The following is a 21,627-nucleotide window of genomic DNA, read 5'->3' as shown; positions in this document are numbered from 1 at the left end:
GATACAGTTCGACCACGCTAGAACTCGGCCCGGACAGGAGTCAACATGCCGTTTGGCCATGACATGGTGCATTCTTTGGCCACCGTCGTCGAACTGGTCAACACCTCGCCCTCCACAGGCGGCGACGAGGGCCTGTCCGGCCTGTCCGAATTGCAGGCGTTCGTGGACTCCCGCCAGGTCAGCGGCGTGGGCAGGCTCACGCCCCGCGACCTGGGCCAGGTGCGGATGGTCCGCGAGGCCTTCCACCGCGTCTTCACGTCCCCCGACCAGCCGACCGCCGTACGCACCCTGAACGCTCTGTTGTCCGAGACCCGCATCACCCCGCGCCTGACCGAACACGACGGCCACCCGCTGCACATGCACTACTTCGCGGCGGACGCGACCCTCGCGGAGCACCTGGCGGCGGACTGCGGCGTGGCGCTGGCTCATTTGCTGGTGGAGGGCGAGTCCGAACGCCTCCGTACGTGCTCGGCGCCCGATTGCGACCGGGTCTTCGTGGACGAGTCGCGGAACCGGTCGCGGGTGTACTGCGACAGCCGGACGTGCGGAAACCGCATGCACGTGGCGGCGTATCGCGCCCGCCGCCGCGCCTGACCCGGCGCGCGAGGCGCCCCGGGAACCGCATAGTCCGCCGCAAGGGGCGCTTCGCGCGATGGGACTCGCCCCCAGCCCCGGACGCGATCCCGGTTACCACCAGCCAGATTCGGACCGTGTTCGGCGGCGCCAAAAAGCCGTTGAAACACCGGGGAGAAGCCCAAGACTCATCATCACCTTGCGTCCCCGAGATGTCACAATGAGCGACATGCCGTCCCCCCGACATGACGCCCTCATCAAGCTGTTCACCGGCCGTCCCCAACTGGCGGTGGAGATCCTGCGTGACCTCATGGGAGTGGAACTGCCCGCTACGCCGCTGGTCCGAGTGGAGGACAGCACCTTCAACACCCGGCGTTCCGACGACATCGAAGCCGACCTGCTCCTCGTCCTGGGATCACCGCAAACTCCCGCACATGCCATCATCGTCGAGATCCAACAGGACAAGTCCAAAGACCCCCGGCAACTCGCCCGCTACGCCGCCGCGCTGTGGTTGATGCTGGGCTGCGACGTCACCGTCCTGGTCGTCTGCCCCGACCGTGGGGTCGCCGGCTACTACGCGCGGCCGATCGAGTCCGGGCTGACCGGCTATCAGCTGCAGGCCCGGGTGCTGGGACCGGACGGCATCCCGGCCATCACCGACCCCCAGCAGGCCGCTGACCACCTGGCGCTGTCGGCCATGTCGGTCATGGTCCACGGCCACAACCGCAAAGTCGTCGAGGCGTTCGCCGCAGCACTGAACGACACACGCGACGACCACGCTCCGAAGTACTATGAATACGCTTACAGCATGGCCGGGCCCGACATCCGGCGCCTCATGGAGGAGATCATGACGTCCACCGACTGGCCCGTCTACAGCCCCTTCGCCCGTGAACACTTCGGCCGTGGCCTAGCGGAAGGCAAGGCGGAGGGCAAAGCGGAAGAGGCAGCCAGGATGGTGCTCCTCGTCCTGACCGCCCGCGGCCTCGACGTCCCGGACGACACCCGGGCCCGCATCACCGCCTGCACCGACCTTTTCCAACTCGAAATCTGGGCCACCCGCGCAGCCACCGCCCAGACGATCCAAGACCTGTTCACCGAATCGGATGGACAGCTCCGCTAGCACCCTGGGGACTCGATCATCGGGGCCCTCCCTGGCACGCCGCTACTCTCCCATCCAGCCGCGCACTTCAACGGGTTCGACGTCAGGGTCGTGACATGAAGTGAATGGTGCTGATGCACGCCGATCAAGAGCGACCGCGGCGAGGTCTTGGCCTGTCCTCAGGATTGCTGGGACATGCTCCGCACCCGAACCGGTGAACGTTTGTGGTCACCGTACAAGAGCGGAGGGCCTCGACCAGCGCCTCCGTTCTCTCCGTGAGCTCGTCGGAGCCGTGGTGGCGGAATCGCCGTGAAAAATCCTGCGTCCTCCTGTCGAATCCGAGCCCGCCCCGTCGACGCGTCAGCAGAGTCACCAACAACGTGGCAGGAAGGAAGCAGGCCATGAGGAAGATCATTGAGCAGGGCGTGGTGACGTTGGACGGTCAGATCAGCACCCCGCAGAACTGGCTGGGCGAGCTGTGGGCCGGAGAGTTCCAGCAGCGTTCGCGGGACCTGCTGTTCTCGGTCGACGCCCTGTTGTACGGGCGACTCAGCTATGAGGCACACGCGGAGGTGTGGCCGCAGATGGAGGAGCAGTTCGGCGACTACGCCGTCAGGATGAACACCATCCCCAAGCACGTCGCCTCCACCACGCTGAAGGAGACCACCTGGAACGCCACTCTCATCGAAGGGGACGTGGTGGATGAGGTCGCCAAGCTGAAGAGCGGGCCTGGCGGCGACATCCTGAAGGTCGGCACGGGCGGCTCGCTCAGCCGCACCCTGCTTCGGCACCGGCTGGTGGACGAGTACCTGTTCTGGCTGGTCCCGGTGATCGCCGGGAGCGGGGCGCGTCTGTACGACGGCATCGACACGACGTACCTGACGCTCGTCGACGTCGTGAGGCTGGAGAACGGCGTCCTCGGCCTCACCTACACGCCCAAGCTCACAGCGCGCGCGTGAGCCGGCCGCCTCGCCCTCCACTGCGACGAGCACCAGGACCTCGAGCCCTGGCCGAGCGTGGCGGACGAGGTACCGCCGACGGCGCGACGAGAGCACTCGCGCCGTCTACTCCCACGGCAAGATCACCGGCTCGTCCGGGACGTCGCCGTCGAGGAGACGGCGTAACAAGCCCGCCAGCCCGACCGGGAAGACCCGTTCCCCGGTGACCCGCAGCTCCGGCAGGGTCCACCAGCGGAAGCCGTCGAGCAGGGACCGCTCCAGCTCCTCCATCCCGGAGACGTCCACCTCGACCCCGGCCACCCGTAGCAAGAAGTAGGAGTCCACGGAGCGCCAGCGGGTCCGGTCGTCCGGACTCCAGATGCCCGAGCAGGTGGCCACCACCGGTCCCACCTCGCCGGGACCGACGTGGTGACCGATCTCTTCACGCAGCTCACGGGCGGCGGCCATGGCCGGCGTCTCGTCGGCCCGGACGCCGCCACCCGGGGTGAACCAGGCGTACTCGCCGGTCACCGTCGACATCAGGGCCCGATACAGCAGGATCCGGTTGACCTCATCCACGAGCAGGACCCGAGCGGACCGGCGCACCACGGCTTCAGCCATGATCGCCAGGATACGGCGGCGACCGATGAGTTTCCCGCCGCGCCCGTGTCTCCATCCACGGACAAGGCCCTTGCCGACCCCCGGGCCATGCTCAGGAGGCGGAAAGATCATGCAGACGCCACTCGGAACCATTCGCTCCGCCGACGGAACCGAGATCGCCTTCGAGCGCTCCGGCAACGGACCCGCTGCGGTCATGGTGAACCCCGCCGGCGCGCGCGGATACTGATCGTGCTACGGGCCGGGGGCAACGACGCGACGATTTTTCGGCGGCATACCGGTCATCTTCTCTGGACCACCCGCAAGGAGATGATCATGGACTTTCCGCAAGGTGATGTACGGCTGCTCAAGACCGACATCGCGCAACATCTACTCAACTCGACCATTCCGGCCCGCCTGGCCTATACATCCACCGATGGGACGCCTCGCGTGATGTCGACATGGTTCGTCTGGACAGGCGAGGAACTGGTGATGGCCACCTTCGTGCACTGCCCTCCGATGGGGATCCTGCGGCCGGCGCATCGCTTGCGCGCGCTGCGCGCCAACGCGGACGTCGCCGTCACCATCGACACCGAGCCCCAGCCGCCCCAGGTGCTCCTGCTCCGCGGCCGAGTCTCGATCACCGAGGTCAGCGGCATGGTGCCGGAACAGGCCCAGGCGGCACGCCGATTCCTCGGTGAGGAGGGCGGCGCCGGCTACGTCGCCCAGGCCGACCATCCGGACACCAAGATGGCCCGCATCGCACTGCGTCCCACATGGGTAGGCGTCCTCGACTTCCAGAATCGGCTCCCGGCGGTCATGGGCGGGTGAAGAAGCGCTCTGCCCGGAGCCCCAGGGCCCGAAAGGCCATCCCCGGCGAGCCCGCGTGCTCCCGGGAGCCACCGGGGAACGAGGGGCCCCCGGGATACCGTGGAAAGCATGGACGTGCTCAGCGACGCCGTCGCCGCCATGCGAACGGGACGGCCGCACGCCTCGCGCACCCACCTGCGGGCCCCGTGGGGCGGACGCTTCCGCCCGCAGCAGGGCGCCGGCTTCCCCATGATCCTGCGCGGCGGGTGCCTGCCGCTGCCCGCCCTGCGTGACTCCCAGGTCATGGAGACGCTGCGGGCCGTTCACCGGCCGGCGCATCCGTGGACGGTGCAGTCGCTCGCGGCGCTGGCAGGGTTGCCGTGGACGGAGTTCGCGTTCGCCAAGGCGTTCAAGCGGGAGTTCGGCACGGCTCCGGGTCGATGCCGTGGCATGAGGGACGCGGGGTGACGATGGACACGGGCACGCTGGCGCACGGATTGCCGTACTACACGGTGGGGTCGGGCAGGCCGCTGGTGGTGCTGCGGTGGTTCACGCCGGACCACGCCAACCCCACGGGATGGGCGCTCAGGATGGAGCGCAGGACGATGGACCCGCTCGGGCGACATTTCCACGTTTATGCGGTCAACCGGGCGCCGGGGATGGCCGAGGGCACGACCATGGCGGACATCGCCGGCCGGCACGCCGACGCCCTGGCCGAGCGGTTCGGGGAGCCCGTGGACGTGCTGGGCATGTCGTCCGGCGGGTCGCTGGCGCTGCAACTGGCCGCCGATCACCCCGAGGTCGTCAGGCGGCTGGTGGTGGCCGGGGCGGCGTACACGCTGACCCCGCTCACCCGCGAGGTCCAGCGCAGCTACACCGAGGCTGTGGCGGCCGGGCGACGCGGCGCCCACCACCAGGCGCCCCTCGTCGGCAGGACCGCGCTCACCAGGGCGCTGTTCCGGCCTCTGCTGTGGCTCGCCGACCCCGTGATGCGTCCCTCGAACCCTCTCGACATGCTGCGCTTCGCCCAGGCGGAGGACTCCTTCGACGTACGGGACCGGCTCGCCGGCATCAGGGCGCCCACACTGATCGTCGGCGGCGAGCGTGACCTGGCCTACCCGGCGGGGCTCTTCAGAGAGACGGCCGAGCTGCTGCCGGAGTCGCAGTTGATCATCTACCCGGGGACGAGCCACATCGGGACGTTCGGTCACCCGCGCTTCGCCGCGGACGTGGCGGAGTTCCTGAGCTAGACCTTATTGAGGAGCGAGTTGGATCTTATTGGTGAACGAGTTAGACCTTATTGGGGAGCGCGCCGCCGTAGCGCCGGTCACGCTTGGCGTAGATCTCGCACGCCTCCCACAGGTCCCTGCGGTCGAAGTCCGGCCACAGCCGGTCCAGGAAGACCATCTCGGCGTAGGCCGACTGCCACAACAGGAAGTTGGAGAACCGCTGCTCGCCCGACGAGCGCACGAACAGATCCACCTCGGGGATCTCCGGCTCGTCCAGGTAACGCGCGAACACCTTCTCGTTGACCTTGCCCGGCTTGACCCGCCCGGCCGCGATGTCCTGGGCCAGCTTGACCGCCGCCTCGACGATCTCGGCCTGCCCTCCGTAGTTGACGCAGAACTGCAACGTGAGCTTCCGGTTGGAGACGGTCATCTCCTCGGCGGTCTGCAGCTCGGAGATCACGCTCTTCCACAACCGCCCCGGGCGGCCCGCCCAGCGCACCCGCACGCCCATGGCGTTGAGCTCGTCACGCCGCCGCCTGATCACGTCCCGGTTGAAGCCCATGAGGAAGCGCACCTCGTCGGGCGAGCGCTTCCAGTTCTCCGTCGAGAACGCGTACGCGCTCAAATAGGGCACGCCCAGCTCCAGCGCCCCCTCGATGACGTCGAACAACGAGGACTCGCCCGCCTTGTGCCCCTCGGTGCGCGGCAGCCCGCGTGCCTTGGCCCAGCGGCCGTTGCCGTCCATGACGATCGCCACGTGCCGGGGCACCAGCTCACGCGGGATCGGCGGCGGCGTCGCGCCGGACGGATGCGGGGACGGAGGTCGTACGTTCACACGGGCTCCCTTTCGACGTGTCGCAGAGAGCGTATTCCGTGTTCGAGGTGCCACTGCAGATAAGCGGCCACCAGCCCGCTGCATTCGTTGCGATGGCGCTGGTCCGAGGCGTCGGCGGCGGCCCAGTCGCCGCGCAGCAGCGCCGTCATGAGCCCGATCGTCTCCCCCGCGGGCACCGCCGACCCGGCCGGCTTGCACGCTCCGCACACCACGCCGCCCGCGACGATGGCGAACGCCCTGATCGCCGGCGCCCGGCACCTGGCGCACGCCTCCAGCGCGGGCGCGTAACCGGCCACGGCCAGCGAACGCAGGAAATAGGCGTCCAGCACCAGCCTGGGCTCGTGCTCCCGGTCGGCGAGCGTGCGCAGCCCGCCCACCAGCAGCAGGAACTGCCGCAGCGCCGGCTCCTTCTCGCCGTGCGTCAGCCGGTCGGCCGTCTCCAGCATCGCGGTGCCGGCGGTGTAACGGGGGTAGTCGGCGGCCAGCACCTCGCCGTACGGCCTGATCGTCTCCGCCTGCGTGACGACGTCGAGCGTGCGGCCGGTGTGGAGCTGCAGGTCGACGTGGGTGAACGGCTCCAGCCTCGCCCCGAAGCGCGATGTGGTCCTGCGCACACCCTTCGCCACTGCCCGGATCTTGCCGGTGCGTTTGGCCAGGACCGTGACGATGCGGTCGGCCTCGCCGAGCTTCTGCGTACGCAGAACTACGCCTTCGTCACGGTAAAGACTCACTCGGACATCTTACGGCTGGACCGGCGCCGAGTTACGGGCATGCTCTGATGACGCGACTTTACGTGACCCTCACTAGACTTTGACGTCTGTCCCCGCATCACCCGTTGTTCAACCCCCCGCTACCGTCTCGAAAGGGAGTCATGACCCGCGTGGTCCTGCTGGGCGCCTCGCCCGGCCCCGACACCTCTCCGACCGGCCTGAGGCTGGCCGCGCTGCCCGGCGATCCCACCGTGGCCGAGCGGCTGCGCAGCCAGCTCACCTCCCTAGATCCGCGGCCCGCCACCATTCCCTCGGACGACGTGGCCGCAGCCCTGCGAAACCTGGCTGACGTCGCAGAGACCGCAACGGAGAGCCTGCTCATCATCCCGGAGAACTCGGTCGTCCACGACGAGCTGATCTACCAGATCACCAAGACCAAACGCGGTGCGCTGGCGCTCGTCGCGAAAGAGCCACGACCGGACACGGCGGACGAGGAGGCTCAGGAGGACAGCGTCCCGATCGACGAGGCCGAACCGGAGATCGGCCTCAGCCGGGTCGAGGGACTGCCGGTGCGCTCCCGCGTCGGCAAGTCGCGCGTGGTCTCCGTCGGCACCGCTAGCCATGCCGTGACCAGGCCCAACGCCGTGATGCTCGGCCCTGTGCACCTCAGCGCGCGCAACGCCCCCGTCCTGGCCCAGACCTGCCGGGAGCTGGCCGCCATGGCGCACACGTTCGGCCCGGACGACGACCTGGTGCAGCTCGTCGTGTTCGGCCTGGTGCGCAATGGCGTGTCCGTCGGCATCCGCGGCCGCCGCGACCTGTTCTACCGCCGGGTCACCACCCAGGAGGAGGCCAACGAGGCCGGCGCCGAGATGGCCGGCATGGACGAGGACCGCGCCAGGCTCAACAACGCGGTCAAGGGCGCCGACGGCTTCTTCACCACGTACTTCGTCTCGACCTACTCCCGCTTCATCGCCCGCTGGGCGGCCCGCCGCGGGCTGACGCCCAACCAGGTGACGATGATCTCGATCGCGCTGGGCGTGGCCGCGGCCGCGTGCTTCGCCACCGGCGACCGCCCGTGGATGGTGCTGGGCGGCGTGCTGATCTACTTCGCGTTCGTCTTCGACTGCGTCGACGGGCAGGTCGCCCGGTACGCTCGGAAGTTCGGCGTGCTCGGCGCCTGGCTGGACGCCACGTTCGACCGGTTCAAGGAATACGTGGTCTTCGCCGGCCTGGCCGTCGGCTACGTGGTCGCCGGTCAAAGCGACGACATCTGGATCCTGGCGCTGGCCGCGCTCGGCCTGCAGTCGGTGCGCCATCTGCTCGACTTCTCCTTCGGCATCTCCAACCGCCGCAAACCGCCGGCGCAGCTGCCCACGCTGCCGCTGGACGCCCCCGACGACCGCGCGCTGCGCAAGGCCCTCGTACGCCGCAAGGAGGAGCGCAGCCAGGGCCTGCGTGGCCTGCTCAAGATGTGGACCAAGGCGGGCAAGTTCCGCGCCGTTCACTGGGCGCGCAAGATGATCGTGTTCCCCATCGGCGAGCGGTTCGCGGCCATCGCGATCACCGCCGCCCTCTTCGACGCCCGGATCACCTTCCTCACGCTGGTGATCTGGGGCTCCGTCGCCGCCGCCTACACCCTCACCGGACGCCTCATGAGGTCGCTCGTATGATCACCCAACCGCAGGCCATGGCCACCCCCACGCCGGACCCCGACGAGGAACGCCGCCGCATCCAGACCGCCCGCCTGCTCGCCTACCGCGACGACGGCCCCCTTGTCCACGCGCTCGCCCCCCGGCTGGGCAAGGGTCTGCCGCCCGTGCCGGCCGCGCTCGCCGCCCTGCTCGCCGTGGCCGTCATCGCGGCCACCGGGCTGCTCTCCTCTGGCCCGATTCTGCTGCTGCCCGTGGCGATCGCCCTGGTGCTCATCCTGCCCACGGCGCCGCGCGACCACCTGGGCCGCTTCGACTGGCTGACACCGCCGCTGCTGCGCGGCACCGAGTTCCTCGCCGTGATCGCGGTCGGCCTGGCCGCCGGTGCTCCCAAGTGGTTGTTGTTCGTGCTGGTGTACGTGGTGGGCTACCACACCTACGACACCGTTTACCGGACGAGGCAGAGCATCTGGCCGCCCGCCTGGGTGTTCCACGCCGGGCTCGGCTGGGAGCTACGGCTTCTGATCATCGGTGTGGGCGCGGCAGTCGGCATCGTGACGCCCGTGCTGGCGGTGCTGACGGCGTACCTGTTCGTGCTGTTCGCTGTGGAGAGCGTGACGAGCTGGGTCCGCCTCGACAAGGCATCCGCCCAGGCCGGCGCCGATGCCGAACAAGATCTTGAGGCTTCCCCCGAGGACGCCATGGAGCAGGCCACAGGGGAGGCGGAGAAGGGATGATTCTCTGACTTCTGGGTTGTGTGCGGCGCCGTAGCTCTCCTGCGGCGCCGCACGTTTTCATGTGGTACTGCGGAGCCGACGGCACGCCAAACGCCGCACTCCGGCTGATGACCCTCCAGGGAGAACAACAGTCTCTAGCCGATCAGGGGGTTTACCTGGGGATTTACGCTGCGATCACGTCATCTTCGGGCAGTTGGCCCGTGACTGGCATTTTCGCTGGTCATGGGCTTGGATAGAAGCGTTTGCCCTGATAGAGCCGCTTCGATCTTCGCATTCGCTGCCCGACTGTACGCCGGCACCAGCCCGAAAAGCTCTTTGTCTATGTCGTCGTCAGGCCGCATGTCTTTTTCTGGTGTACGTTCCCCGGCTTCTCGGCTTATCCATGCGATTTCTGACGTAACATCCCTGATTTCAGCTACCGTCAGTTGCTCGCTCTTGCCCACGCGGGCTAACTCATTTATCCAAGGGAAGCCCTCTTCGCCCACCAGCCAGCGAATGTGCCCTACGAGAATGCCGACTCTCTCTGACTTCCGGCTTTCGCTCAGAACCCGCTTTAAGGTCCTGTCCGTAACGTCCCTTGCTCGTCTCCGAGTCCGCGCTACCCGTTCCCGCCGCTCCGTCACCCACGGTCGTAGCTCCTAAGCACATGTCAGGTTCCCGGCCCGTGCACCTCCGATCAATGTAACCACCAACGTGGACCCTTAGCGACCTTTTCCTCTGCCCTTTGCCTCACCTGAACACCCTTCTCGTCACGGCTTGTCGCCATTCGTCGTATTCGATCCCTCCGGATCTCTCCGCCGCCCCCTCATGTCACCCAGCCGTCCCATATCCTCTTATCTGTGACGCTTCCTGCACTCGTTGTCACTCTTGCGTTGCTCGCGCTTCGCGCTCTCGTGCGATCTCTTCATCCTCGCTCTCGGCAGCCCTCCTCCCCTCTGACACGGCCATCCCCGGCTCTACATCCCTCACCTTCAATCCCGACCGCCACCCGATGACGGCCAGCGGGGCGGCGGCCAGCGGGTGACGGTCAGCGGGTGGCTGGTGTCGAGGTGGCTGGTGTCGAGGTGGCGGCTAGCGGACTGCTGCGATGATCCGCCCCGCCTCTCGAGCCGTGATCAGCCCAGAAGCCGCCAGCTCCGCACTCTTCCTGGCCACATGGGTAACCAGCTGCCCACCGGAATACTTCTCGTCCTCGATGAGATCCTCGACCGTGCACCCATCGGCCCGGTACCGGTTGGCGACCCCGCTGTCCCGATCCTTGATCGTGACCGTCGGCGACAAGTCCGAACGCGGACAGGCATCGACAGGCGGCGTGTAACGCAGCAGCCGAGCACCACCCTGGATGGCGCCGTCGGCGTCCTTCGTGCCACTGCGGAACCAGACGTTACCGGCCCCGTCCTGCGCACTCCGGTGAACGCCCGACTCCACCGCCACCGTGACCTCCTTCGACAGCGGGTCGATCCGCAGCAGCTTCCCGTCCAGCGCGGCGTAGACGTGCTCGTCCGCGTTGAGGTGCAGCTCGTCGGACACGCTGCCCGAGCCGGTGCTCAGCTTCACCCGTCGTACCACCTCACCGGTGGCCGGGTCGGCGAGGAAGAGCGTGCCGTCGGCCAGGCCCCACAGCAGGCCGTCCGGCCCCTCGATCAGCGAGGTGATCGTCCGCGCGCCCGGGACGGGGGTGTACTCAGAGCGCTTGGCGCCGGTGGCCAGGTCGTAGGTGAACAGCTTAGCCTCGGTCGCCCTCGGTGTGGTGCCGCCGCCGCCGTTGATCGACGTGCCGCCCCACAGCGTGCCGCCCAGGACGACCAGGGACGTGACGCCCTGGTCGGTGACGGGCGCGCGCAGGACGGTGTGGGTGCGGGTGGTCTCGTCGTAGACGGTGAGCGCGCCGCCCCACAGGCCGTAGTCGGGGGTGCTGCCGATGTAGACCTTGCTGCCGGAGGAGGCGAACGCCACGGGGCGGTTCTGGCCGTCGCCGATCAGGCGGAACAGCTCGCGCGGGTTCGTGCCCGACACGAAGGGCTGCGCCGGGTCGTAGTGCATGATCGAGCCGTTGGGGTAGACGCCGAGGTAGAGCTTGCCGTCCTTCCAGAACCACCCGTCGGTCTGCCCGGTCCGGCCGAGCTGGGTGACCGTGCCGGTGGCCGGGTCCAGGACGGCGAGGTTGCCGTTGATGAACAGGTTGGTGTAGATCCTGCCGTCCGGCCCCGCCGTGATGTTGGCGATGTCGATGGGCTGGTGCGGGAAGGGCAGCTTGAAGCGCTCGGCGGCGCCGGTGGCCGGGTCGTAGGAGAAGGCGTCGCCGCCATAGTTGCCGATCGCGGCGTAGAGCTTGCCGTCGACGAAGCCCCAGCCGACCGCGGGGCCGCCCGCGTTCACCGGGCCGGGCACCGGCTCGGGCCGGTCGGCGGCCAGGTCGTAACGCCACAACGCGCCGCTGGAGGTGAAGTAGACGTAGCCGCCGGCGGCGGTCTTGGTGGTGCCGCGCGAGTTCATGGTGAACCCGTCGGCCAGCACGGCCCCGGTGTCCGGGTCGAGCACGAGCGCCTGGTTCTTGCTGCGTTTGACGAAGAGCTTGCCGGCCACGAGGTTGATGTCGTAGGGGTAGCTGGCGTCGCCGCGCAGGGCCTCGGGCCAGATGTCGCGCTTCTCGCCGGTGGCCAGGTCCAGCCTGATCAGGTGGCCAGCCGAGCCGATGGCCGCCCACAGCAGCTGCCGGTCGGTGTCGACGGCGACGTCCACGGTGTACTGCTGGCCGGGGAACATCGCGCCCAGGTCGCGGAAGCCGGCCGACGGCGAGTAGGAGAAGGCGTGCGCCCCGGGGTAGGTGCCGCCGTAGACGGTGCCGTCCGCCCCGGCCTGCAGGCCGTAGGCGTACGTCTCGCCGGGCACCACCTGGCCGAGGTCGGTCGCGACGTCGGCGCCGGGCTTGAAGGAGTAGAGGTGGCCGTTGGGATAGGTGCCAGCGTAGACGGTGCCGTCGGCGGTCTGGGTGATGCCCCAGCCGCCCGACGAGCCGGGCAGGGGCACGGTGTCACGCAGCTCGCGGGTCACCGGGTCCACCTCGGCCACGACGCCGGGGGTGCCCATCTGGATGGCGAAGACCGCGGGCCGGCCGTCCTGGCCGGTGCCGAAGTGGCCCTCGTGGACGGTGAGCGCGGCGGACTGGACGCCGAAGTCGGTGACGGTCCCCTGGACCGGCGAGGCGGCTAAGAAGGTGGACAGCACGACAGAGAGGATGCGCATAGCAAGGGAATAACGGGCGGGACCGTAATTGTCAACGGTCCGGCCCGCCGTTCTACGAAATGCTCCTCCCCTCCACCGCGTCCAGCAGCAGCGGCGCGGGCCCGGCGTCGCCGCGTACGCCGAAGCCGTACCGGTAACCGGCGCGCACGTCTGGGTCGGTGAGGTCGGGCAGGTGCTGCAGCGTGGCGGCGGTGACGAGCCGCCACCCCGAGCCGGTGTCGGCGTACATCGCGGCCCGGTTGCCCACCAGCGACAGCGCGAAGCGGCCGCCGTCGGGGATGCTCACGCCCTGCTGGACGCCGAACCCCGCCAGCCCGCCCGGCACCTGCGGCCCGCGCACCTCGAACCCGGCGAACTTCTGGGTGTTGACGTAGAAGGCCACGACGTCACGAAGCCTTCATGACTCTCGCCGCAGCGATCATCTGCTGGCGACGCCTCGTCCGCTGATCTTTCTGTTAGGACCCCTTAGAGGCATTGACGTACTTTCGGTCTATACCGATATTCTCATGAGTGCCACAGATCTCCTGCCGACGGGCCTTTCGGTCCCGGCCGAAGATGGAGGACCCCGCTATGCTCACCCGCCGCAGCCTGTTAGCCGCCGCGATCCTGGCGCCGGGCGCCGCCCTCATCCCGACCCCGGCACGCGCCGTGTCCGTCACGCCGCTCGGCTCCCCGCTCCAGGACGTCACGCTGGTCGGCGGCGCCATGGCGCCCGGCCCGCACGGCAAAAAGGTCCTGTGGTCGGTCGCCACCGGCGAACCGGCCAAGCTCAACGCCGTGGACCCCGCCACCGCCAAGACGGTGCTCACCCAGCCGCTGACCGGGTCGCCGGGCGCGTACGCGGTCGTCGCCACCCGCGACGGCACCCTCTACGTCGGCACCTACGACACCGGCTCCCTCTACCGCCGCAAGCCGGGCCCGGACAGCACGCCGGAGAACCTCGGCCGCCCGCTCCCCTCCGAGCACTACATCTGGCGCCTGGCCATCGACGATGAGGACCGCCTCTACGGCGGCACCTATCCCGGCGGCCGCGTCTTCCGCTACGACCACCGCACCGGCCGGGTCCGTGACTACGGCCAGCTCCTGCCCGGCCTCCAGTACGTCCGCAGCATCGCCGTCTGGGGGTCCTACATCTACGCCGGGACCCTGCCGGACGCCCACGTCATCGCCATCCACAAGGACACCGGCGCCAAGCGCGAGCTCCCCCTCCCCGAGGGGCTCGGCGACGGGACCGGGCAACTCGTCAACGACCTCAACGCCTACGCCGGAAAGCTCTACGCCCGCTTCGGCACCGCGATCAACGGCAAGCTCGGCGTCTACGACATCTCGGCCGGCAAGTGGGTCGACCTCATCGACGGCGTCGCCGGCCTCGACGTCTCCTCGCCCGGCCGGCGCGGCGAGGTCTACTTCACCCGGAACAACCGCCTCACCCGCTACCAGCCGCGTACCGGGAAACTCACCGCGGTCGGCCCCGACATCATGGGCCGGGTCGCCAACAACCGCGGCATCGGATGGGCCGACCTCGGCACGCGCGACTGGCCCGGCGAGACGGTCACCGGGCTCCTGTGGCGCGGCGCGCTCTTCCGGCACAACCCGATCACCGGCCGCGGCGAGCTCGTCCAGACCGACGTGCCCGGCGACCCGGTCCTCATCCTCACGCTGCACGCCGGTCAGAGCGGGACCGTGTACGCCGGCGGGTTCCTCAGCGGCTTCGCCGAGATCGATCCCGGCACCGGACAGGCGGACTACCACAGCTTCGGGCAGATCGAGAGCATCCGCGAGATCGGCGGCGCCGTCTGGATCGGCGGGTACCCGGACTCCCGGCTGTACCGCTACGACCCGTCCCTGCCCTGGTCGAGCCCCGAGTACGCGCCCGGCCCGCCGGGGACGGCCGACAACCCGGTGAAGATCACCGATCTGAAGGCGCAGCACCAGGTACGCATCCGCGCGATGACCGACGCGGGCACCGACCTGGCCTACGGCACCATGCCGGACGGGACCACGCTGAACGGCGCCCTCGTCATCGTCGACAAGACCACCCTGGCGGCAGCCGTCCACCTGCCGGTAGTCACCGACCAGTCCATCGTCAGCCTGGCCTACCAGGACGGCACGATCGTCGGCGGGACGTCGATTCACGGCGGCTACTCGACGCCCACGCCGACCCAGCCCGAGGCCCGCCTGTTCGGCTGGACCGTCTCGGCCGGCAAGACCTTCGAGATGACGCCGGTCCCCGGAGCCCCGGCCATCCCGGCGCTCCTCCAGGACTCCACCGGCCTGTTGTGGGGACTCGCCGACGGGCAGCTCTTCGCCTTCGACGTGGCCTCCCGGCAGGTGGTGCACCGCCTGCAGCTGGCCCCGGACACGGGTTCGACCGCGGGCGAGCTCGCCCGTCCGGCCGCGGACGGCCGGATCTACGCCCTGGTCCAGCGGCACCTGCTGTTCGAGATCGACCTGGCCGGCCGTACCGGCAAGCTGCTGCTCGACCGGCCGGCGCAGAACCTGGCGGTCCACCCCGACGGGCGGATCTTCCTGGCCGAGGACACCGTCCTGACGCGCGTCGAGTGACCACCACGATGTCGATCATGGACAAGCTGGACCCCCGGCGTACCGCGCTCATCCTCATCGACCTGATGACGCGCATCGTCGAGCAGCCCACGGCGCCGCATGCCGGTCCCGCCGTGGTGGCCCGCTCCCTCGACCTGGCCGAGGCGGTGCGCCTTCCACGACACCGGGCTGGAGGAGGCGTTGCGCTCGCGCGGCATCGACACTCTGATCATCACCGGGATCGCCACGAACTTCGGCGTCGAGCAGACGGCGCGATTCGCCGACGAGTTCGGCTTCCAGGTCATCGTCCCTGAAGACGCGGTGACCGCGCTGGACGCGCGGGCCCACGAGTTCGCCTTCGACTACATCCTCCCGCGCATCGCCACCGTCTCCACGACCGCGGAGGTGGTGGCGGCTGACTCAGTCGTAGAAGCCCAGCCGCCGCAGTTGCTTCGGGTCGCGTCGCCTCCTTGGCCACGCTGATGCGCAGGTCCAGGTATACCCGTGTCCCCAGCAGCGCCTCGATCTGCTTGCGGGCCCGCGAGCCCACGTCGCGCAGCCGTTCCCCCTTGTGGCCGATCACGATCGCCTTCTGCGAGGGGCGCTCGACGAACATGTGGGCATAAATGTCCAGCAGGTCGTCTCGTCCCTCCCGGGGGAGCATCTCGTCGACGACCACCGCGATCGAGTGCGGCGAATCCCCTGGTGGCAGGATCGCGGCGGACGACTTCGACGTCGATGCCAAGGGCGGCGCCGCCCTCGATGACGGTGTTGCGGTAGGCGCTGTCGGCCCAGGCTTTGGTGATGGCCGGGTTGTCTGCGGCGACCTGGGTGAGCAGGGGGAGACCGGCGGCGCTGTCGGAGACGCCGGCGGCGGTGACCAGCACGGCGAGCAGCAGGCCGAGGGTGTCGGTGACGATGCTGCGTTTGCGGCGATCTTTCCCGGGCGGTGCTCCAGCCAGCGGCGATACCTCTCCAGCAGCGCATCGACCGGACTCAGGGCGCGCGGCTCCTCGTCCGGGACCAGCCCAAGCCCGCGCAGATAGCCCAGCATCGGCCGCGGCGAGCCAGCCGTCCGCCACCGTCGACAGCCGCCAACTCGCCGCGCCGCGACAAACGCGGCGATCCGCTCGGTACCCAGCTCAGTGGGGGCCATCCCCTCCTGCTCCAGCCAGCGGCTCAGATGCGCCAGCACATACGCGTGCCCCTGAGCGGTCCGCTCCGTGAACCCCTGACGGATCAGCTCCAGCCGAAACTCGTGCACCAGCCCAGCCAACGGCGCCGACACCCTGACCGGGTAGCGGCCGTCCGTCGCAGCCTTGACCATGTCCTCACTTCCATCAACAACCCCTCGATGAAGGAGACGGTGAAGCGTCGGCGTTATGAGGTCAATTCACCGGCCGCGCCACTATCAGCCAGCACTGATCCACCCGGCCCGGCATAACATCCAACCCCTGATAATTGGCCTTATGCCGGTCCAGGCATAACGGCAAGAAGATCGCCGGCCGCAAGCGCAGCATCGTCACCGACACCCTCGGCCTGCTGGCGGCGGTACTCATCACCGCTGCCAGCGTGTCCGACAGCGCCGCCGGATTGCCCCTCCTGACCACAGTCGCCGCAGCTCAGCCCACCTTCACCAAGGCCTGGGCCGACAGCGCCTACCGCACCACCGCCATCGACGGCGCCGCCAAGGCGGGCATCGACGTCGAAGTCGTCACCCGCAACCCCGCCACCAGGGGATTCACCCCGCTGCCCCGCCGCTGGGTGGCCGAGCGCACCCTCGGCTGGCTCATGCTGCGCCGCCGCCTGGCCCGCGACTATGAAGCCCTGCCCAGCCGCTCCGAAGCCATGATCCACATCGCCATGATCGACCTCATGAGCCGCCGCCTCACCGGCGAGAACACCCCCACCTGGCGTGGCACCTGAACCCGGGACCAGACAGGACTAAACGCCCACTGAGCCCTTTACCGGCGGGCCGCCGCAACGGCGCAAGGTGGGCCGATGACGTGGTCGAAGAGCGGCCCGGCGGCATATCGCAAAGTGAGCGCATAGTCTGGGGTTCAGGCAGACCCGGGCCGGGTTCCGGTCCGGCCGGAGCCAGGAGACGCGGATGGCGTTCTTGTCGCGGCTGTTCAAGCGGGGCGACCCGCTGGCCGAGCGGGAGGAGGCCCGCCGGCAGGGGAGGCGGGACGCCCGCCGGCACCCCTTGGGTGAGTTCACGGATCCGGACTACCAGCCTGCGTACGTGACCGAGATCCGGGCCCGGGCCCGTGAGCAGATCACCGAGGTGGACAGGCGGCTGGCGGCCGCCCGTACGGCGTTGCTGGAGCGGGCTGCGGGGGCGCGGGAGGTGATCCTGCAGGAGCTGGGCAGGAGCGACACTCTGCCGGAGCCGGCCACCCACGTGAACGGGCACGATCGCGCGGCCGGTCAGGACGAGCGGCCGGTGGACGCGTTCATCTCGATCGCGGAGGCCAGGGCGCGGCGGGCCGAGGCTCGGCGGCGGGTCGTGGTCGAGGAGACGAACGCCAACGTGCAGCGGGCCAGAGCCCGGCTCGAGCAACTCAGCCAGGAGTGGGAGAGTGCGCTGATCGAGCGTGACCACGAGGTGGAGGCCGTGCATGCCAGGGCTGAGCAGCTCATCGCCGCGTACAAGGGCGGTGTTCTCGAGGCCCATCCGCGCCGGGAGGAGATCCCGTCCCTGTGGAAGGGCGAGGTCATCGCGATGGAGGCACCCGGTGACACGCCCGCGGCGATCTCGGGACGGGAGGAGATCGGGCGGATCCTGCGGGAGGTGGAGGACCGGATCGAGGGATGGCGGGCCGAGGTCATGCCGCGCGAGCTGACGACCGAGTCCCGCCGCCAACTCGGCCCGGCGACCTCAGCGGCGACCTCTGCGGCGACCTCAGCGGTGTCCTCAGCGGTGTCCTCGTCGAACGACCACTCGACGGCCGAAGACGCCGCACACGACCCGTCGGCCCAGGACGCCGGGCACGACCACCCCGTCCAGGACTCCGGACACGACCATCCAGCTCACGACCATCCAGCCCACGACCCCGGACACGACCAGTCAGCCCACGACCTCGGAGACGACCATCCGGCCCAGGACGTCCGACGCGACCGCCCCACCCCGGACGCTTCGGAGATCCAGCCCGGCCAGGACGCTCGAAACGGCCAGGCCCCTGTGGACAATGCCACCGGGCGGAACGGCCATCCGGGGCAAGACAGCCGGAACGTGTCGGACGCCTCGGCCAAACGTCCCGCTTCTGGCCTCGGGCAAGAAGGTGCGTCATGGCGCGGACCGCGGCATGACGAAGGCACGTGATGGCGAAGGGCGCATGATGGCGAAGGGCGCATGATGGCGAAGGACGGCGGTGGCGAGGGGAACGTTCATGGGCGGCGGGGCGCGCTCTTACGCGCGCGGACGCGGCGCGGGACCGTGCGCCGGATGGTCGCGGGCTTGAGCGGGATGCTGCTGGCCGTCACCGGGGTGGCGGGATGCGGCACCGAGGCGCGTGGCGTCTGCGGTGTGATCGTCGATTCGACCAGCTACGCCGAGCCCGCCACCTCCAGGAGCGACGTCACATCCAAACTGCCCCCGTTCGCCCAGAACTGCGACTGGATCGCGTTCGCGGCCGTCACGGGCAGCTCGGAGAGCAGCACGTGCCGCCAGGACCCGGTGGCCATCGCCGCCACCCGGGCGGAGAACCCCAACGAGAACCCGGTCGTCGAGGAGCGCGTCAGGGCGCACCGCATCAAGGAGGTCCTGCCCCGGGCGGTCCAGCTGTTCGACTGCCCGACGGAGGGCGAGGGGTCGGACGTGCTGGGCGCGCTGCGGTACGTGGTCAAGCAGCTCAGTGCGCAGCGGCAGCCGGAGAAGACGCACCAGATCATCGTGTTCAGCGACCTGATCAACAACCGGGGGGACCTGGACATCAACAAGCTGGACCTGAGCGAAGGCGCGCGCCAGCAGAAGATCAAGGAGTTGCGGGACACACGGCTGCTCCCCGACCTGACCGGGTATTCGGTGGCCGTCCACGGCTTCCTGCGGAAGAAGACGTCGAGCCCCGACAGGTTCCCGCTGCTCGAGGGCTTCTGGCGGGAGGCCTTCGAGTCCGCGGGCGCGACGACGGTCGATCTGCTCTAGAGCATGGAGAGCGCTCTCTAAGCATTCGGCAGGCCGCCTCACCGGCCCGCCCCGTGCATGGTTCGGAATGTTGACAGGGAGTAAACCCTGTGTTCACATCCTTGAGAGAGCGCTCTCACATGCGTCTCCCGCACCCCCCAGGAGCGAAACGATGACAACAACAAGCAGGCGGCGGCGCCTGGCGGCCGTGGCCGTGGCGTTGGCGGCGCTCACCGGACTGCTCGTCCAGGTGGCCGTCAGCGCCTCGGCCGCCGTCCCGCCCACCCCGTCAGGCTGGTCGCTGGTCTGGTCCGACGACTTCAACGGCAACGCCGGCACTCTCCCCTCGTCCACCAACTGGATCATCGACACGGGGCACTCGTACCCCGGCGGCCCGGCCAACTGGGGCACCGGCGAGATCCAGAACTACACCTCCAGCACCTCCAACCTCAGCCTCGACGGCGCGGGCAACCTGCGCATCACACCCCTGCGCAGCGGCTCGGGCGAGTGGACATCGGCCCGCATCGAGACCAGGCGCGCCGACTTCAAACCCGCCGACGGGCGCATCCTGCGTATCGAGGGCCGGATCCAGATGCCGAACGTGACCGGCAACGCCGCACTCGGCTACTGGCCGGCGTTCTGGGCGCTCGGGTCGCCGTACCGGGGGAACTACTGGAACTGGCCGGGCATCGGCGAGTACGACATCATGGAGAACGTCAACGGCATCAACTCCGTCTGGGGTGTGCTCCACTGCGGCGTCAACCCGGGCGGGCCGTGCAACGAGACGACCGGGCTCGGCGCCAGCCGCGCCTGCCCCGGCTCCACCTGCCAGTCGGCCTTCCACACCTACCGCTTCGAGTGGGACCGCAGCGTGAGCCCGAACCAGCTGCGATGGTACGTGGACGGCCAGCAGTTCCACAGCGTCAGCCAGTCCCAGTTCGACAGCACGACGTGGAGCAACATGACCGGCCACGCCGGCTACTTCCTGCTGCTGAACGTGGCGATGGGCGGGGCGTTCCCGAACGCGCTCGGCGGTCAGACGCCGACGCCGGACACCGTGCCCGGACGCCCCATGGTGGTGGACTACGTGGCGGTGTGGCAGAGCGGCACCACCACCACGCCCACCAACCCGCCGGGCGGCGTGGACGCCCGCTCCACCATCCAGGCCGAGCGCTACCAGGCCCAGTCGGGCACCATCGTCGAGACGACCACCGACACGGGCGGCGGGCAGAACGTCGGCGCCATCTCCAACGGCGACTGGCTGCGCTTCGACGGGGTGAACTTCGGCACGGAGGCGGCCAGGCAGTTCAGGGCCAGGGTCGCCTCAGGGGCGGCGGCCGGCGTGAGCGGGCTGGTGCAGGTGCGGCTGGACAGCCCCACGGCCGCGCCCATCGGGGACTTCGCCCTCGCCAACACGGGCGGGTGGCAGAGCTGGCGCACGGTGCCCGCCAACATCTCGGGCGTCACGGGAACGCACACCGTCTACTTGACGTTCAGCAGCGGTCAGCCGGCCGACTTCGTGAACGTCAACTGGTTCACGTTCTCGACCTCTTGACGTTCTCGAAGAGGCTCGGGAACACCTTGGAGACCTTCGACAGCAGGTATTCGCCGTACGTGCCCGTGAAGTCCAGCTGGCCGTCCCAGCGGTGGCCGGGCGCGTACGGCAGGGGCGGCACCTCGCTGTCCCAGCCGGGGTCGAAGAAGAACGGGAAGCTGAGGCGCTCGTTGCCGCTGCGGTTGCGTACCCGGTGCGGGGTCGAGCGGTACTGGCCGCCGGTGAGCTTGTCGAGCATGTCGCCGATGTTGCAGACGAACGTCTCCGCCAGCGGCGGCGCCTCGATCCAGCCGCCCGGGGTGCGGACCTGCAGGCCGCCGTTCGCGTCCTGGAGGAGGAGGGTGAGCAGGCCGTAGTCGGTGTGCTCGCCCACTCCCCAGGTGTCGGGGTCGTCCGGCGGGGCGGGCGGGTAGTGGAAGATCCGGAAGAGGATGGTCGGGTCGGCGGTGTAGCCGGTCCGGAAGTAGTCCTCGTCCAGGCCGAGGCTCAGGGCGATGCCCGACATGACCGACTGGGCGAGCGCGGTCAGCCGTTCCAGGTATTCGAGCACGGTCTCGCGCAGCTCGGGGACCTGGGCGGGGAACAGGTTGGGGCCGTGCAGCGGGAGCGGGCCCGGCGGGTCCTCAGCGCCGAAGTAGATGCCCTCCTTGAGGTCGGGCCGCCCCGAGGTGAGCTCCCCGCCGACCGGGAAGAACCCGCGCCAGGCCTTGCCGCCCCTGTCCATGGAGATCTCGGCCTTCACCTCGTCGGGCAGGGCGAAGAACCGCCTGCTCGCCGCGTCGAGCCGGGCGAGGAGCTCCGGCGGCACGCCGTGGCCGGTGACGTAGAAGAAGCCGCCGTCCCGGCAGGCGGCGCCGATGGCGTCCGCGACGGCACGCTTGCCGGGGTCCGGGGCGTCGGTGAGGAGGGGCGCGACATCGATGACCGGCAATTCGCTCACCACGCCATTGTTCTACAAAGCGGGCGCTTAGCATCG

The 21,627-nt window shown here is 69.3% G+C and carries 20 protein-coding genes and 3 pseudogenes; 14 read left to right on the top strand and 9 right to left on the bottom strand.

Annotation, left to right across the window (positions count from 1 at the left end; translation table 11 throughout):
• Positions 1 to 66: 66 nt before the first annotated feature.
• The 3 genes from ETD86_RS17385 (at position 67) to ETD86_RS17375 (ending at position 2,631) form a co-directional block, all read left to right on the top strand.
• Positions 67 to 594: a CGNR zinc finger domain-containing protein gene (locus tag ETD86_RS17385; RefSeq protein WP_342779279.1), complete on the top strand. Its 528-nt coding sequence runs from the start codon at positions 67 to 69 to the stop codon at positions 592 to 594.
• A 208-nt stretch (positions 595 to 802) separates the two neighbouring features.
• The gene (locus tag ETD86_RS17380) at positions 803 to 1,693 is read left to right on the top strand and encodes an RpnC/YadD family protein (protein ID WP_246147962.1); all 891 of its coding nucleotides are present in this window, start codon (positions 803 to 805) and stop codon (positions 1,691 to 1,693) included.
• A gap of 380 nt (positions 1,694 to 2,073) precedes the next feature.
• The gene (locus ETD86_RS17375; RefSeq protein ID WP_138667196.1) at positions 2,074 to 2,631 is read left to right on the top strand and encodes a dihydrofolate reductase family protein; all 558 of its coding nucleotides are present in this window, start codon (positions 2,074 to 2,076) and stop codon (positions 2,629 to 2,631) included.
• Positions 2,632 to 2,736: 105 nt separating this feature from the next.
• Here the strand turns inward: ETD86_RS17375 and ETD86_RS17370 are convergent, their stop codons facing one another.
• Complete coding sequence (locus ETD86_RS17370) at positions 2,737 to 3,231, bottom strand: NUDIX hydrolase (protein WP_138667195.1); 495 nt, start codon at positions 3,229 to 3,231, stop codon at positions 2,737 to 2,739.
• 312 nt (positions 3,232 to 3,543) lie between these two features.
• On the opposite strand from ETD86_RS17370, the gene ETD86_RS17365 reads away from it, so the two are divergent.
• The 3 genes from ETD86_RS17365 to ETD86_RS17355 all read left to right on the top strand — a co-directional run bounded on the left by ETD86_RS17365 (position 3,544) and on the right by ETD86_RS17355 (position 5,267).
• Positions 3,544 to 4,038: a pyridoxamine 5'-phosphate oxidase family protein gene (locus tag ETD86_RS17365; protein ID WP_246147961.1), complete on the top strand. Its 495-nt coding sequence runs from the start codon at positions 3,544 to 3,546 to the stop codon at positions 4,036 to 4,038.
• Between the two features lie 108 nt (positions 4,039 to 4,146).
• Positions 4,147 to 4,485 carry an AraC family transcriptional regulator gene (locus ETD86_RS56995; RefSeq protein WP_138667193.1) on the top strand — a complete coding sequence of 113 codons (339 nt, stop codon included), beginning with the start codon at positions 4,147 to 4,149 and terminating at the stop codon, positions 4,483 to 4,485.
• 2 nt (positions 4,486 to 4,487) lie between these two features.
• Positions 4,488 to 5,267 (top strand): alpha/beta fold hydrolase, encoded by a 780-nt coding sequence (locus tag ETD86_RS17355; RefSeq protein ID WP_211370109.1) that lies wholly within the window; start codon positions 4,488 to 4,490, stop codon positions 5,265 to 5,267.
• A gap of 40 nt (positions 5,268 to 5,307) precedes the next feature.
• Here ETD86_RS17355 and ETD86_RS17350 read toward each other — a convergent pair whose 3' ends face one another.
• Together ETD86_RS17350 and recO are read right to left on the bottom strand one after the other, a co-directional pair.
• Positions 5,308 to 6,081 carry an isoprenyl transferase gene (locus ETD86_RS17350; RefSeq protein WP_138667191.1) on the bottom strand — a complete coding sequence of 258 codons (774 nt, stop codon included), beginning with the start codon at positions 6,079 to 6,081 and terminating at the stop codon, positions 5,308 to 5,310.
• Positions 6,078 to 6,812 (bottom strand): DNA repair protein RecO, encoded by a 735-nt coding sequence (gene recO, locus ETD86_RS17345; protein ID WP_138667190.1) that lies wholly within the window; start codon positions 6,810 to 6,812, stop codon positions 6,078 to 6,080. Before recO ends, ETD86_RS17350 begins: the two co-directional genes overlap by 4 nt.
• Positions 6,813 to 6,952: 140 nt before the next feature.
• Here recO and ETD86_RS59140 point away from each other — a divergent pair, with 140 nt between their 5' ends.
• Entirely contained in the window at positions 6,953 to 8,464 is a 1,512-nt protein-coding gene (locus ETD86_RS59140; protein WP_138667189.1) for a CDP-alcohol phosphatidyltransferase family protein, read from the top strand.
• Entirely contained in the window at positions 8,461 to 9,180 is a 720-nt protein-coding gene (locus ETD86_RS59135) for a DUF5941 domain-containing protein (protein ID WP_138667188.1), read from the top strand. Before ETD86_RS59140 ends, ETD86_RS59135 begins: the two co-directional genes overlap by 4 nt.
• A gap of 179 nt (positions 9,181 to 9,359) precedes the next feature.
• On the opposite strand, the gene ETD86_RS17330 is transcribed toward ETD86_RS59135, so the two are convergent.
• The 3 genes from ETD86_RS17330 to ETD86_RS17320 all read right to left on the bottom strand — a co-directional run bounded on the left by ETD86_RS17330 (position 9,360) and on the right by ETD86_RS17320 (position 12,808).
• On the bottom strand, positions 9,360 to 9,623 hold the full coding sequence (locus tag ETD86_RS17330; protein ID WP_138667187.1) for a hypothetical protein: 264 nt from the start codon (positions 9,621 to 9,623) through the stop codon (positions 9,360 to 9,362).
• Between the two features lie 628 nt (positions 9,624 to 10,251).
• Positions 10,252 to 12,426: a YncE family protein gene (locus tag ETD86_RS55160; RefSeq protein WP_170223125.1), complete on the bottom strand. Its 2,175-nt coding sequence runs from the start codon at positions 12,424 to 12,426 to the stop codon at positions 10,252 to 10,254.
• Between the two features lie 52 nt (positions 12,427 to 12,478).
• The gene (locus ETD86_RS17320; RefSeq protein WP_211370107.1) at positions 12,479 to 12,808 is read right to left on the bottom strand and encodes a hypothetical protein; all 330 of its coding nucleotides are present in this window, start codon (positions 12,806 to 12,808) and stop codon (positions 12,479 to 12,481) included.
• Positions 12,809 to 12,996: 188 nt separating this feature from the next.
• Here ETD86_RS17320 and ETD86_RS17315 point away from each other — a divergent pair, with 188 nt between their 5' ends.
• Both ETD86_RS17315 and ETD86_RS56990 read left to right on the top strand, forming a co-directional pair.
• A complete protein-coding gene (locus tag ETD86_RS17315; RefSeq protein WP_138667186.1) occupies positions 12,997 to 14,991 on the top strand; it encodes a ligand-binding sensor domain-containing protein in 1,995 nt (664 codons plus the stop codon).
• Between the two features lie 99 nt (positions 14,992 to 15,090).
• Positions 15,091 to 15,363 (top strand): annotated as a pseudogene (locus ETD86_RS56990) (cysteine hydrolase family protein); the annotation flags it as partial.
• A 27-nt stretch (positions 15,364 to 15,390) separates the two neighbouring features.
• Here ETD86_RS56990 and ETD86_RS17305 read toward each other — a convergent pair.
• Together ETD86_RS17305 and ETD86_RS60080 are read right to left on the bottom strand one after the other, a co-directional pair.
• Positions 15,391 to 15,664: pseudogene (locus ETD86_RS17305) on the bottom strand (KH domain-containing protein); the annotation flags it as partial.
• 52 nt (positions 15,665 to 15,716) lie between these two features.
• A pseudogene (locus tag ETD86_RS60080) lies at positions 15,717 to 16,052 on the bottom strand (transposase); the annotation flags it as partial.
• 379 nt (positions 16,053 to 16,431) lie between these two features.
• On the opposite strand from ETD86_RS60080, the gene ETD86_RS17295 reads away from it, so the two are divergent.
• The 4 genes from ETD86_RS17295 to ETD86_RS17280 all read left to right on the top strand — a co-directional run bounded on the left by ETD86_RS17295 (position 16,432) and on the right by ETD86_RS17280 (position 20,651).
• Positions 16,432 to 16,896: a transposase gene (locus ETD86_RS17295; RefSeq protein ID WP_138667185.1), complete on the top strand. Its 465-nt coding sequence runs from the start codon at positions 16,432 to 16,434 to the stop codon at positions 16,894 to 16,896.
• Positions 16,897 to 17,080: 184 nt separating this feature from the next.
• Positions 17,081 to 18,295 carry a hypothetical protein gene (locus ETD86_RS17290; RefSeq protein ID WP_138667184.1) on the top strand — a complete coding sequence of 405 codons (1,215 nt, stop codon included), beginning with the start codon at positions 17,081 to 17,083 and terminating at the stop codon, positions 18,293 to 18,295.
• 123 nt (positions 18,296 to 18,418) lie between these two features.
• Entirely contained in the window at positions 18,419 to 19,117 is a 699-nt protein-coding gene (locus ETD86_RS17285; RefSeq protein WP_138667183.1) for a vWA domain-containing protein, read from the top strand.
• A gap of 151 nt (positions 19,118 to 19,268) precedes the next feature.
• Positions 19,269 to 20,651, top strand: a complete 1,383-nt coding sequence (locus tag ETD86_RS17280) for a glycoside hydrolase family 16 protein (protein ID WP_138667182.1) — start codon at positions 19,269 to 19,271, stop codon at positions 20,649 to 20,651.
• Here the strand turns inward: ETD86_RS17280 and ETD86_RS17275 are convergent.
• Positions 20,632 to 21,591 carry an isopenicillin N synthase family dioxygenase gene (locus ETD86_RS17275; protein ID WP_211370106.1) on the bottom strand — a complete coding sequence of 320 codons (960 nt, stop codon included), beginning with the start codon at positions 21,589 to 21,591 and terminating at the stop codon, positions 20,632 to 20,634. The genes ETD86_RS17280 and ETD86_RS17275 overlap by 20 nt on opposite strands.
• Between the last annotated feature and the right edge of the window lie 36 nt (positions 21,592 to 21,627).

This window comes from Nonomuraea turkmeniaca, from assembly GCF_005889735.1.
GTDB classification, from domain to species: domain Bacteria; phylum Actinomycetota; class Actinomycetes; order Streptosporangiales; family Streptosporangiaceae; genus Nonomuraea; species Nonomuraea turkmeniaca.
Note: the sequence above shows the minus strand (reverse complement) of the source record. Positions and strands in the feature narration are given on the sequence as shown.

What these genes read in the sequence shown, in the direction of transcription:
- ETD86_RS17380 (WP_246147962.1), top strand. Translation starts at nt 803, where the DNA reads ATGCCGTCCCCCCGACATGACGCCCTCATCAAGCTGTTCACCGGCCGT.
- ETD86_RS17375 (WP_138667196.1), top strand. Translation starts at nt 2,074, where the DNA reads ATGAGGAAGATCATTGAGCAGGGCGTGGTGACGTTGGACGGTCAGATC.
- ETD86_RS17370 (WP_138667195.1), bottom strand. Translation starts at nt 3,231, where the DNA reads ATGGCTGAAGCCGTGGTGCGCCGGTCCGCTCGGGTCCTGCTCGTGGAT.
- ETD86_RS17365 (WP_246147961.1), top strand. Translation starts at nt 3,544, where the DNA reads ATGGACTTTCCGCAAGGTGATGTACGGCTGCTCAAGACCGACATCGCG.
- ETD86_RS56995 (WP_138667193.1), top strand. Translation starts at nt 4,147, where the DNA reads ATGGACGTGCTCAGCGACGCCGTCGCCGCCATGCGAACGGGACGGCCG.
- ETD86_RS17355 (WP_211370109.1), top strand. Translation starts at nt 4,488, where the DNA reads ATGGACACGGGCACGCTGGCGCACGGATTGCCGTACTACACGGTGGGG.
- ETD86_RS59140 (WP_138667189.1), top strand. Translation starts at nt 6,953, where the DNA reads ATGACCCGCGTGGTCCTGCTGGGCGCCTCGCCCGGCCCCGACACCTCT.
- ETD86_RS59135 (WP_138667188.1), top strand. Translation starts at nt 8,461, where the DNA reads ATGATCACCCAACCGCAGGCCATGGCCACCCCCACGCCGGACCCCGAC.
- ETD86_RS55160 (WP_170223125.1), bottom strand. Translation starts at nt 12,426, where the DNA reads ATGCGCATCCTCTCTGTCGTGCTGTCCACCTTCTTAGCCGCCTCGCCG.
- ETD86_RS17315 (WP_138667186.1), top strand. Translation starts at nt 12,997, where the DNA reads ATGCTCACCCGCCGCAGCCTGTTAGCCGCCGCGATCCTGGCGCCGGGC.
- ETD86_RS17290 (WP_138667184.1), top strand. Translation starts at nt 17,081, where the DNA reads ATGGCGTTCTTGTCGCGGCTGTTCAAGCGGGGCGACCCGCTGGCCGAG.
- ETD86_RS17285 (WP_138667183.1), top strand. Translation starts at nt 18,419, where the DNA reads ATGGTCGCGGGCTTGAGCGGGATGCTGCTGGCCGTCACCGGGGTGGCG.
- ETD86_RS17280 (WP_138667182.1), top strand. Translation starts at nt 19,269, where the DNA reads ATGACAACAACAAGCAGGCGGCGGCGCCTGGCGGCCGTGGCCGTGGCG.